The organism is Arenibacter antarcticus, from assembly GCF_041320605.1.
In the GTDB taxonomy this organism is placed as follows: Bacteria; Bacteroidota; Bacteroidia; order Flavobacteriales; family Flavobacteriaceae; genus Arenibacter; species Arenibacter antarcticus.
In genome coordinates this window covers 2,451,386-2,464,336 of the sequence record NZ_CP166679.1, presented here as the reverse complement: position 1 = coordinate 2,464,336, position 12,951 = coordinate 2,451,386, and the positions used below count along the sequence as shown (strand labels likewise).

At 39.2% G+C, this 12,951-nt stretch carries 5 protein-coding genes; 3 read left to right on the top strand and 2 right to left on the bottom strand.

The annotated features are described in order from the left end of the window. Nucleotides 1-23 precede the first annotated feature (23 nt). Together KCTC52924_RS10035 and murC are read right to left on the bottom strand one after the other, a co-directional pair. Nucleotides 24-3,314, bottom strand: coding sequence for a TonB-dependent receptor (locus KCTC52924_RS10035; protein WP_251808094.1), 3,291 nt, complete (start codon nucleotides 3,312-3,314; stop codon nucleotides 24-26). Between the two features lie 496 nt (nucleotides 3,315-3,810). Continuing rightward, complete coding sequence (gene murC, locus KCTC52924_RS10030) at nucleotides 3,811-5,172, bottom strand: UDP-N-acetylmuramate--L-alanine ligase (RefSeq protein ID WP_251808093.1); 1,362 nt, start codon at nucleotides 5,170-5,172, stop codon at nucleotides 3,811-3,813. A 180-nt stretch (nucleotides 5,173-5,352) separates the two neighbouring features. Between murC and KCTC52924_RS10025 the strand changes: the two genes are divergently transcribed. The 3 genes from KCTC52924_RS10025 to KCTC52924_RS10015 all read left to right on the top strand — a co-directional run bounded on the left by KCTC52924_RS10025 (nucleotide 5,353) and on the right by KCTC52924_RS10015 (nucleotide 12,907). After that, on the top strand, nucleotides 5,353-5,688 hold the full coding sequence (locus tag KCTC52924_RS10025) for a cupin domain-containing protein (protein ID WP_251808092.1): 336 nt from the start codon (nucleotides 5,353-5,355) through the stop codon (nucleotides 5,686-5,688). Between the two features lie 18 nt (nucleotides 5,689-5,706). Further along, nucleotides 5,707-6,492, top strand: coding sequence for an SDR family oxidoreductase (locus KCTC52924_RS10020; RefSeq protein WP_251808091.1), 786 nt, complete (start codon nucleotides 5,707-5,709; stop codon nucleotides 6,490-6,492). Nucleotides 6,493-6,829: 337 nt separating this feature from the next. After that, on the top strand, nucleotides 6,830-12,907 hold the full coding sequence (locus KCTC52924_RS10015; protein ID WP_251808090.1) for an alpha-2-macroglobulin: 6,078 nt from the start codon (nucleotides 6,830-6,832) through the stop codon (nucleotides 12,905-12,907). The last annotated feature ends 44 nt before the right edge of the window (nucleotides 12,908-12,951 follow it).

Genomic DNA, 12,951 nt, shown 5'->3' with positions numbered 1-12,951 from the left:
TTTTTTTTTATTGTTCATTTTCATTAAAAAATAACATTTACCCCAAAAAGAAGCTGTCTTTGATTTGGATAGGCCCCTTCGTCTATTCCAAAACTAACGGTTCCTCCAGATATTTCAGGATCAATCCCAGAATAGGAGGTAATAGTAAATGCATTAACAACTTGGGCATAAAGCCTTAATTTTGAAATACTGGCTTTACTCATCAAGTCTGATGGGAAAGTATACCCCAACTGAATGTGTTTTGCTCTCAAATATGACCCATCTTCCACAAAATAGGAGTTGGGTACATCCGCTAAACTAAATGATCCGGTTGTTTCCTGTATGGGCGCTTTTGCATTAGTATTCTGTGGTGTCCAAGAATCGTATAATGCAGTTTGACTTTTAGCTCCTGTAAACGAGCTGTAAAAGTCCGTCCACCATTTAACATTGTTCCAAATGTCGTTCCCTTGAGAACCATACAGGAACATGCTTAAATCCCAAGATTTATACAGTAGCTCTATGTTTAATCCGTAGGTGAAATCTGGATTGGGATTGCCAATAAAGGTACGGTCATCAGCCGTTATTCTTCCGTCCCCATCTATATCCTCATAACGGAACCTTCCCACAGACACGTCAGATTGATATGTTGTGTTAGCATCACCAGTTGCAGCAACGGCACCAGCATTTGCACTAGTGATTTCGTCCTCTGAATTCCAAAAACCAGCAATCTTGTAGCCATAAAATTGGCTCACAGAATGTCCAACTGCATTTCTAATAATAGTACTCCCATTAAAACGTCTACCCTCTCTGTCAAAATAAGAATACCCATCAGCAATCTTTTTTATCTCATTACTATACGTAGTTAGGGTTATAGTGGTATTTAAACGTAAGTCATCCGTTAAGTTAAAAAAGGTGGACACATCCATATCCAATCCACTATTGGACATTTCCGCAACGTTCACAAAAGGAACTGTGGCAGTTCCTACCGTGGCTGGCTGATCTGGATTAAACAGCAAGTCCTTTATATCCTTTTTATAGTAATCTAAACTTAACTGGACACTATTATTAAATAGGTTTGCATCCAGTCCAATATTGGAATTAGTATTTCTTTCCCATTTAGCGTCCGGATTTCCAATTCTTGTCTGTTGAAAGCCTTCCGAAGTAGATTGGTTGCTCCCTGTAATCCCATAGTAGGAAGTTTCCTGATCACCCCCAAAAGTTGTGAATGAATTAGGAGGATCTACATTCAATTGATTCCCCATAACTCCATAACCTCCACGAATCTTAAGGTCGTTCAACCAGTCGTTTTCTGGAATAAAATCCTCATTGCCAATGTTCCATCCAGCACTAACTGCAGGGAACCATCCATACTGATTTCTTAAAAATCTAGAAGATCCATCGCGACGAATGGTAGCGCTCAATAAATATCTGTCATCAAAATTATAATCCAATCGACCAATCAGGGAAGAAAGTGCATCCTGTTTTTTAAAACTATAATTGGTCTGTGTTCCAGAGCCTGTTTCCAAAGTTACATAATCCGGATTAAAGGAGAAATAGCTCTGCATAGTACCGCCTACTTCTCTCTCTCTATTCTGATAGGCTTCCGTACCGACAAGAACATTGACGTTATGGATGTCATTAAAGGTATTTTTGTACTGTAAGGTATTGGTCCACGTATAATTATAATTTGTGGCTGCTGCCTCTGAATATGAATTTACTGAATTATTCTCGGCATTTTCATATTCTGGAAAAGTGAACGAATTAAAACTATTAGAAAAATACTGCCCCCCAAAACTAGTTCTAAGCGTGAAATTTTCCATGAAATCTACTTCGGCAAATATATTACCAAAAACACGGTTAGACACCCCTCTATTATTCCTTAATCGGTCTAACATTGCAACAGGGTTTCTTGCATTCCCAAGGTCAGAACCAAAAGACCCGGCATAATTTCCCTTTATATCCCTGACAGGAATAATAGGTTGCTGTCTAATAGCCATTCCAATAGCACTCCCTTCGGTCAAAGCATCAATCTGAGGATTATCTCTAATACTAAAACTTAGGTTTTGTCCTAATCTAATATTCTCTGTTATGTTAAATACCGAATTAGAACGCATGGTATAACGTTTAAGATATGTGTTGTTCAAGGATCCCTCTTGATCAAAATAGTTTAAAGAGAATAAATAACTCCCTTTTTCACTTCCATTACTCACGGAAAGGTTGTGACTTGTAATACTAGCAGGGCTAAAAATTTCTTGGAACCAATTAGTTCCTTGTTTATTGGCCTGTACAATTCTAACAAAATTATCTAGATCTGAACTACTAGTATAATTAGGATTCACATTATAGAGTGCTTCATCTACCGTATTTGCGCCAACTGGAGCTATATAATTCGGAAGTACGGCAGTAGCACCATTGCCATATTGGCTATGATTTATCGGGTCACCCGGATTGGTGTTTTTCAAAGCCATAAAAGTAAGGTCGGCCATTTCCTGCGAAGACAATATATTCCATGGATTACCATTTTGTACCATCTGTGTACCATAATAGGCATCATAGGTAACCTTCATTTTTCCTTTCCCTTTTTTGGTAGTAATAACGATAACCCCATTAGCAGCTCTTGATCCATAGATCGAAGCCGACCCAGCGTCCTTCAAGACCTGCATGGATGCTACATCATTAGGATTTAAGTCGTTAATATTATCTGTAGGGATACCATCTACTACATATAGTGGATTATTATTCCCAAAAGTGTTCGACCCTCTAATTTTGACTTGTGGGGCTTCACCTGGCTGTCCTCCACCTGTAATAGTAACCCCAGAGGCCCTTCCTTGTAATTGACTGGTGACCTGCCCTGAGGGTTGCTTTGCTAGATCATCGGTTTTCACTACTGAAACAGCACCGGTTAAATCTTGTTTCCGTTGAGTCCCATACCCAACCACTACAATTTCTTCCAAGGCAGTAACATCCGTTTCCAAACTTACGTCTACGGCACTTTGTCCATTAACAGGAACCTCAACGCTACGATAACCAATATAGGAGAAAACCAATACTGCATCCGATGCCGCATTAATACTATAGTTCCCATCAAAATCAGTTACTGCTCCAATGGTGGTGCCTTTTACTAATACATTGGCCCCAGGTATAGGCATGCCGGTTTCATCTAAAACTACACCTGTAATCAAATCTTGAAGACTCAGGTTATATGCGATTGAGTCATTATTGGCTGCTAACAGGGCACTTGGAAACACAAGTCCAAGCAATAGCATTAAAAACCCAGCCCAATACGAAAATATTTTTCGCCGAAACCTTAAACATAATAATGTTCTTTTAATCATAATTAAATAATGTTTAGTTATTAGTTAGTCAACTTTTAAACTTAAAAAAATAATATTTACAATCCTTATTTTTATAAATCAAAACCTGCAATATACAATATTATGTTAAAGATAACGGAACTAAGAAATCCAAATTTTACATATAATTTACATTGAAAAGAAACACATAATCTAACTAAATCCAAAGCAAATGCGGATTGAAATTTAATGACATGCCTAAAAGTTATTATAGATTGCAATTGTTGTTTATAGTATTCGATATCCCCTCATAATAAATTATAGGGTTATATAAAATTTAGTATTACCAAATACTTGAAAAAAAGAAAACTAGAAGCAAAGAATCAATTAAGTAGTTTTTCCGTAAACAAAGTCTTGTTATATAGGAACGTGAAATGACCTCGAAGTACTTTTTTATTTAGTGAACTTCATATATAATTCACATTTCCCATAGCTATAAATTTCTATTTGTGATAGAAGACCAACAACAACATATTTACTAGGCATTAGTTACCTTATCTTTTATTGCTTCCAGGTCTAGACCTCCATAATTACCGGAACTCATCAGTAATAAGACTGTATCAGCATACTGTTGATTATATAAAAACTCTTTAAACGCCTCGGCATTTGTAAAAACCTGCAGATCTTCGCGACCAAAGGCTTCTATTATTTGCTCCGGGGAAACCTCTTTGAGTCCTTTTATTTTTACCGATTCTGGCAAATAGAACACTGCTGCCACATCTGCGGGCTCCAATGCGCCTTTATACTCTTTTAAGAATTGTGGGTTAAAACTGCTATAAGTATGCAGTTCCAAACAGGACAACAGCTTCCTTTCCGGATACTGCTGCCGCACCGCTACCGTGGATGCCTTCACCTTACTGGGCGCATGGGCAAAATCCTTATAAGCTACACTCGATTTCCCTTCTGCCAGTTTCTCGAGCCGCTTGGAGGCACCTTTAAAGGTGGCTATGGCCTCATAGAAATCTTCCTCGTCCAAGCCCATATTCTGACAGATCCATTTTGCACCTGCCAAATTATTTAGATTGTGTTTACCAAAAATTGAAATAGGCATGGGGCCATCTGGAGTCTCCAATATAGTCTCTCCATTTACCACTGAATATTCTGGGGTGCTGTAGCCTAATTTTCTAATTGTATTTTCCGAAGTTTCCACCACTTCCCTTACGTCATCATCTTCCTCATTATAAGTGATACTACCACCTTTAACAATACTGTCCACAAAAACCCTGAATTGCGTTACATAGTTCTCAAAAGTAGGAAATACGTTGATATGGTCCCATGCAATGCCACTTAATAATGCAATATTAGGGCGATATAGATGAAACTTGGGCCTCCGATCAATTGCTGAAGACAGATACTCATCTCCTTCCAAAACAATAAAATCGTTCTCCTCGGTCAAGTGTACCATTCTGTCAAAACCATCGAGCTGGGCCCCTACCATATAATCTACCGCCCTATCGTGATAATCCATAACATGAAGTATCATGGCCGTGATAGTTGTTTTACCGTGACTCCCCCCTATAACCACTCTAGTCTTGTGCTTGGATTGTTCGTAAAGAAATTCGGGATAGGAAAAAATCTTCAATCCCAGTTCTTGTGCCTTTAATAGCTCTGGATTATCTTCCTTGGCATGCATTCCCAAAATAACAGCATCCAAATTTGCAGTAACCTTCTCCGGGAACCACCCAAAAACTTGGGGCAATAGACCTTGCTCCTTTAGTCTTGTTTGTGAAGGTTCGTAAATTACGTCATCACTTCCTGAAATCGTATATCCTTTATGGTGTAGGGCCAATGCTAAGTTGTGCATGGCACTTCCCCCTATTGCAATAAAATGTATTCGCATTAAAAACTAATTTAAAAATGGTAAAGATAAGAATTGATATAGCCTTATACCCGTTCCAAATAAAAATTTGAGGTTTAAATCTACTGCCCAATGTCACAAGTCCAAGACCGAAGGTTCAAATGAGTCTGCTGACTGGAAACTGCTTTCATTTAGTTATCTTAGTTCCAAATATTACCAAAAATGAAAATTAAACTCTCCAAGCTTAATTCCAAGGAAATGATGCCGGGTTATCATGGGAAACTGATCCATACCCAAAATATGAGTCTAGTCTTTTGGAAGTTGGAGGAAGGTGCTATTGTTCCAGAGCACAGTCCTAGTAACGAGCAGGTGATGCAGGTGCTTAAAGGACATTTTGAATTTACCCTTAGTGGGACAACTATCCTTTATAGTTCAGTAGACCTAGTAATTATTTCGCCAATGTCCCATCCCAGTGGCAAGGCACTTACAGCTTGCAAAATAATGGATATCTTTAGCCCACAAGGGAGGAGAATCGCTAAAACAACTCCTATACACTAAAATTAGAACCCTAGATTTATGGAAATATCACTTAAAAACAAAAAGGCCTTTGTGGGAGGAAGCAGCAAAGGAATTGGAAAAGCTGTTGCGCAGCAGTTGGCAATAAGTGGTGCCAGTGTCACCATAATGGCCAGAAGCGAAGAAAAATTAAAATCAATAATCTCCCAACTCCCAACAGATCAGGGTCAAAATCATCAATATTTAGTTGTAGATTATACCGATTATGAGAACTACAAAAATATTATAGGAGCTTATTTTATTACTAATTCCGTAGATATTTTAGTAAACAATACTCAAGGCCCATCTGCCGGAAATGCACTGGAAAAAGAGGTAACCGATTATCAGGCTGCCTTTGACCTTCTTTTTAAGACTACGGTATTCACAACCCAACAAGCACTTATGGGAATGATGGCTCAAAATTATGGCCGAATTATAAATATTGCCTCGGTTTCGGTGAAGGAACCACTTTCCTATTTGGTACTTTCCAATTCCATAAGAGCGGCAGTGGCAACATGGGCCAAATCTTTGGCGATTGAAGTCGGAAAATTCAATATTACGGTCAACAACACCTTGACTGGGTATTTTTATACAGAACGCTTAAAGAACCTCAACGAGAGTAAGGCCAAGTCAATGGACATCCCTATAGAGGAAGTAAACCAACAACTGCTCTCTAATGTCCCTGTGGGTAGATTTGGAGACCCCAAAGAATATGGATTTTTGGTAGCGTTCTTAGCCTCTGAACAGGCCTCTTTTATAACCGGGACAAATATCCCCATAGACGGGGGAATGCTAAAATCTATGTAACAATTGCCATACTGGAACTACACTAGCCTTGGAGTACCACATACTCAAGAAACCTACGCGAATCACAAATACACGGTATTCGGAACTTATTGCAGGACAATAAGGGCGTAAAATAGAACTTTATCGCAATGTATCAATCTTGAAAAATACTTTCTAAATGTATCGAGAACAACGTATTGGGTAATTCAAAAATTATAATTCGCGTTTAAAAGCAACATTGGTATCTTTTTTGCATCTAGGCCATAGAAGTTGTTTTATCAGTTCACACGAAACCATCTTCTATTTAAATCGGTAGAACATAAAAAGCAAACCAAAATTTGTTCATCACTATTTTCCTATGAAAAACATAACAAAATTACTCACTATATTTCTTTTCGCCCAAATGGCATACTCACAACAACCTTCTGACACCTTTGATGTTTTATGGGAACGGGTACAAAAACTGGAAACAGAAACCATGACCAAATCCGCAATGGAATTGGTGGCCAACATATCCGCAAAGGCAAAAAAAGAAAAAAATGGCACTCAAATTATAAAATCGCTACTGTATACTTCCAAGTACACCCTAATTTTAGAAGAGGAGGCACAATTGGCGATAATTAGTGATTTCAAGAACGAAATTGCAAAAAGCAGCTTCCCTGTAAAAAATATTTTGGAAGGATATTTGGCCAACCTCTATTGGCAATACTTCCAACAAAATAGGTACCGATTTTACGACCGCAGCAAAACGGAAGTCAAAATAGATAGCACCGATTTTAGGACCTGGGACCTTTCTACTTTGTTTTACGAAATAGGAATTCATTTTGAGGCTTCTTTGGAAAATCCTGCCATGTTACAAAAGACAGCTATCCAGCAATTTGACGGGATACTGGAGAAACAAAAGAATTCAGAAATATATAGGCCCAGTCTGTTTGATCTATTAGCACACAATGCCCTGGATTTTTATACCAGTTCTGAAAATAATATTGACCAACCTGCCGATAAGTTTCAATTGGACGATTCCGAGATTTTATGTGATGCTAATCAGTTTTCTCTTCAAAATATCAATACAGGAGACAAGACATCACTGCAATCCAAAGCCCTCTTATTATATCAAGAACTCGTGCATTTTCATTTAAATGACACTTCCTTAGAAGCACTTGTGGACGTGGATATCGCCCGCTTAAAATTTATTGAGCAAAATGCAGTATTTCCGAATAAGGACAATCAATATTTAGAGGTCCTCCAAAATTCTGCAGAGGCCATCAAAGAAGATGAAAATGGGGAACTGTACCGTTATGAAATTGCACTTTCTTCTCACGAAACTGGCAACTCTTACCACCCAGAAACCAATATAGAAACCCGATGGAAACAAAAAGAAGCCTTGGCAATTTGTGAAGCGATAATTACACAATTCCCAAAAAGTAGGGCCGCGGAAAAATCTTCTGCATTGAAATCACAAATCCTTGCTAAAAGCCTTCAATTGACTACGGAGAGGCATATTCCTATAAATAAACCTACCCGAATTCTGGTGAACTACAAGAACCTGTCCCATTTACAACTATCTGCCCATAAAATTACTACTAAGGAGCTAAAGACGTTGAACGAACTTTATCCTCAGGAAAAAAAACTGGCCTTCATAAAAAAATTAACGATTGAAAAACAGTGGGATGTCCAGTTGAAGAATGAAAGCGATTACCAAAACCATGGCACGGAAATACTTTTACCAGAACTACCCAATGGTTATTTTGTCCTTTTGGCAATCCCTAAGAACACTACAGACAGTACCTTCTCCTTTAGCACCCTGCAAGCCACAGACCTAGCCCTTATAGAGTCCACCGCTACCGATTTTCATTATTACCAGGTCATAGATCGCAACAATGGAGCACCAGCTGTAGGGGCCAAGGTACACTTCACTTATCGGCCAGGGTACAATAAACCTTTTGTCACAAACACCATGACCACGGACCATATGGGACAGGTGACGCTTCCCCGAAATTCCGACTATAAAAACAATATCAGTGTCATGGTTACGCATAAAGACCAAACAGCTTTTTTTGAAGACTTCTATGTCCCTAAAAAGTATGATTCCGATCAACTTACTACAACTTATCCTTGTTTCCTTTTTACGGATCGAAGCATCTACAGACCTGGACAAACTTTATATTTTAAGGGAATCGCCCTAAAAAGGACGGATAATATCTCTGAAATATTGACTCAGGCAAAAATTCGGGTGTCACTAAAAGACGTTAATCATCAAGAAATATCGGCACAAGAATTTAAGTCCAATGACTACGGTTCTTTTGCAGGGGAATTTATAATCCCCACTAATGGCCTAACAGGTAATTTCTTCTTGGAGGTTTCCTCTACCGAATACAATATTAATGGTCAACAGTACTTTTCCGTTGAGGAGTACAAACGCCCAAAATTTGAAACCAGCTTTGAATCTATTTCGGATTCCTATCGAGTGAACGACAGTATTCAGGTAGATGGCAAAGCAGTAGGGTATGCGGGAAGCAATATTACCGATGCCCAAGTAAGCTATACGGTGAAGCGTGTTGTGAATTTCCCGATTTGGTACTCCCGACACTTACCGTATTATAGAGAGACGCCACAAGAAATAGCCCATGGCACTACCCTTACGGATGGTGAGGGGAAATACAATATAAATTTTAAGGCCATCCCTGATTTATCGGTTTCCAAGGACAATATGCCTGTTTTCAATTACGAAATTACTGCTGATGTAACCGACCTAAACGGTGAAACTAGAAGCACCACAACAACCGTTAGGGTGGGATACCATGCCCTTACCGCAACTATACAGATCGCAGACCCCATCAACAAGAATACTAAAGATCACAAACTTAGCATTACCACCCACAATCTAAACGGGCAATTTGTTCCTACCGAAGGGGTGCTTAAAATGTACAAACTTAAAGCCCCGAACAGGGTAATACGACCGCGACCATGGGCAGCTCCGGATTACAATGGATTTGAACAAGAGAAGTTTAACGAGCTCTTTCCACATGATGCCTTTGCCAATGATGATGACAGCTCCCAGTGGGAAAATGGGGAAATGGTATGGGAATATCCCTTTGACACAGGTAAATCCAAAGAAATTGGTTTGGCTTTCAGCAAAAAATGGAGTTCAGGAAAATATCGCATAGTGCTTACCACAAAGGATAAATTTGGTCAGGAAGTAAAGGACATTGCCTATACTACTCTGTATAGCACTGCTGATAAGACCCTAGCGGACAATCAACTTTTTCAGATAAAGACCGATAAACCTTCCTACACCATTGGAGACCAAGTAGTGCTTAGCATGGCTTCTGCTGCTAAAGACCTTACCGTTTCCCTCTTCTTGGAAAAGGACCGCAAAATTGTGGCTACCCATAAGATTAAGCTCAACAACAATTCTAAGACCTTAAGGATTCCAGTTTCCGAGGGTGATCTGGGAGGTTTTGCCATTACGTATAGTTTTTCGGCATTCAACTCCTTTCAAAATGGCAATATAGCCATCCCCGTACCTTATCCAAATACGGATCTACAAATTGAAACAGTGAGTTTCCGCAATAAAATTGAACCTGGATCGGATGAAACATGGTCGTTTAAAGTAAAGGGACCGAAGGGCAACGGACTAACCGCTGAAATTATGGCCGGTATGTACGACGCTTCCTTGGATGCCTTTAAACCACATGCTTGGAGTTTTAACCCCAACAAACAGGGAAACTACTATTCCAGCTTTTACAGTAACGCTTCCAAAAGTTACGGTGTGACCTCTTTTAATACTTATTCTGATTATGGAAATGACATTAGCTATGATTCCCAGCTCTACGATTCTTTTAATTGGTTTGGATTACATTTCGGTTATGGTCTACACCTTCGGGACCGAATGATGATGAAGAGCAATGGTCCAGCTGCTATGAGGGAAGAAGCAGAATCCATGGACGAACTAGTAACTGTGCCATACAGGACTCAAGAATCTAAAAACTCAACCGGAAATACACCAGCACCAATTGAAAAGGATACTAATAAACCCGGATTTGAAGACATTCAAATTCGGAAAAACCTGAAGGAAACTGCATTTTTCTTCCCTCAACTTCTGACGGATAAAGATGGAAATGTATCTTTTAGCTTTACCACTCCAGAGGCATTAACCAAATGGAAATTACAGTTATTGGCCCACACCAAGTCGCTTGAAAGCGCCACCACCACCATGGAAACCGTCACCCAAAAGGAATTGATGGCAATCCCTAACGCCCCACGTTTCTTACGCGAAGGGGACCAACTTACATTTAGCAGTAAAATTGCCAATCTAACAGATAAACTATTGACTGGAAAGGCAAAACTGGAATTGGTAGATGCCGTTACTGGAAAAGATATAGGGAAGGAGCTACTTTTCTCCAAAAACACCTCCTCCTTAGACCTGTCTACCAAAGAGTTTAAAGTAGATGGCAAGGGAAATACAGAAGTTTCTTGGACCATAAAAATACCTGAAGGGCTACAGGCAGTACAATACAAAATCATGGCCATCGCAGGAGATTACAGCGATGGAGAACAAAACATTCTCCCTGTGCTTAGCAATCGCACTTTGGTGACCGAAACCCTTCCCATGTGGATAAACGGCAATCAGACAAAGAACTTCACCTTGGAGAAGCTAAAAAATAGCAACTCCGCTACTCTAACGCAGCATCAATTGAGTCTGGAAATAACCTCCAATCCTGCTTGGTACGCAGTACAGGCACTACCGTATTTAATGGAATACCCCTACGATTGTAACGAACAGATTTTCTCCAGATATTATGCGAATAGCTTGGGCGCCCATATTGCCAATACCAATCCAAGGATACAGGAGGTATTTAAACAATGGGCCAATTCCGATGCTTTGTTGAGCAATTTGGAAAAAAACCAGGAATTAAAATCGATTTTGATCCAAGAAACCCCTTGGCTTAGGGATGCCCAATCTGAAACCGAGCAAAAGAAGCGCATTGCCCTGCTTTTTGACCTCAATAAATTGAAAAATGACCAGCAGAATTCCTTAAAAAAATTAGAACAGAACCAAATGAACTCGGGAGCATGGGCTTGGTTTAACGGAGGACCAGAAAATAGGTTTATCACCCAACATATAATTACTGGTCTTGGTCATCTCAACAAACTTACTTCCCCCAATAAAGTTGGAAATACCTCAGTTACAACACAAAATGAAAATCAAAGGATACAACCTATAATCACGAATGCCGTTGCCTACTTGGATTCAGAATTTATTGCCGAATATGAGAAGATGAAGAAATACACTACAGATATCAACAAGGACCATTTAAGCGTAACCCAAATTCATTACCTATATATGCGTAGCTTTTTTCCTGACTATAAAATGTCTGAAAAGGTTGCGGAAATCAAGGAATATTATCTGGGACAGGCAGAGCAATATTGGACCACTAAGAGTTTATATGCCAAAGGCTTGTTATCCCTCGTCTTATTTAGAAACAATAATGTAACGACCGCCAAAAAAATTATATCGGCTTTAGAGGAAAATAGCATTACCAATGATGAAATGGGGATGTATTGGAAAGAGAACGCTGCTACCTGGCATTGGCACCAAGCGCCTATAGAAACACAATCGCTCTTAATTGAGGCTTTCTCGGAAATAACTAATGACACCAAAAAAATAGACCTTTTAAAGCTGTGGCTATTAAAAAACAAACAGACCAGCCAGTGGAAAACTACCAAGGCTACCACAGACGCTGTCTATGCTCTTTTACTACAGGGAAGCGATTGGTTGTCGGTTTCCGAAAGCGTAGCTATTCTAGTTGGCGGTGAAAAAATAGACCCCATAAAACTTGAAAATGTAACGTTAGAAGCAGGTACCGGATATTTCAAAACTTCTTGGAACGGAACTGAGATTACTTCTGAAATGGCCGAGGTACAGCTCACCAAAAAATCGGAAGGTAGCGCTTGGGGCTCTTTAACTTGGCAGTATTTTGAGGATCTGGATAAAATAACATCTGCCGAAACCCCTTTAAAATTAAAAAAGAAAGTATTCCTTAAGCAGAATACGGCTACCGGGGAGGAACTTAGTGAAGTTAAGGTGAACACACAATTAAAGGTAGGTGACCTAGTACGGATCCGCATAGAATTACGATCGGACAGACCTATGGAATTTGTACATATGAAAGATATGAGAGCCTCTGGATTGGAGCCAATAAATATATTGTCCAAGTACAAATGGCAGGATGGAATGGGCTATTATGAGAGCGTAAAAGATGCTAGCGTTAATTTCTTTTTCGACTACTTACCTAAGGGAGTTTACATATTTGAATATGACCTCAGGGTAAATAATTCAGGCAATTTCAGTAATGGCATAACCACCATTCAAAGTATGTATGCACCCGAATTTAGCAGCCATAGCGAAGGTGTACGGATACAGGTGAAATAGAAAAAACTCTTATGATTATCTGATTGTTAACGATTTTTTTCTTA

Bases quoted from the DNA above. Each gene is read 5' to 3' on its own strand.
- KCTC52924_RS10025 (WP_251808092.1), top strand. From the start codon at position 5,353: ATGAAAATTAAACTCTCCAAGCTTAATTCCAAGGAAATGATGCCGGGT.
- KCTC52924_RS10015 (WP_251808090.1), top strand. From the start codon at position 6,830: ATGAAAAACATAACAAAATTACTCACTATATTTCTTTTCGCCCAAATG.
- KCTC52924_RS10035 (WP_251808094.1), bottom strand. From the start codon at position 3,314: ATGATTAAAAGAACATTATTATGTTTAAGGTTTCGGCGAAAAATATTT.
- KCTC52924_RS10020 (WP_251808091.1), top strand. From the start codon at position 5,707: ATGGAAATATCACTTAAAAACAAAAAGGCCTTTGTGGGAGGAAGCAGC.
- murC (WP_251808093.1), bottom strand. From the start codon at position 5,172: ATGCGAATACATTTTATTGCAATAGGGGGAAGTGCCATGCACAACTTA.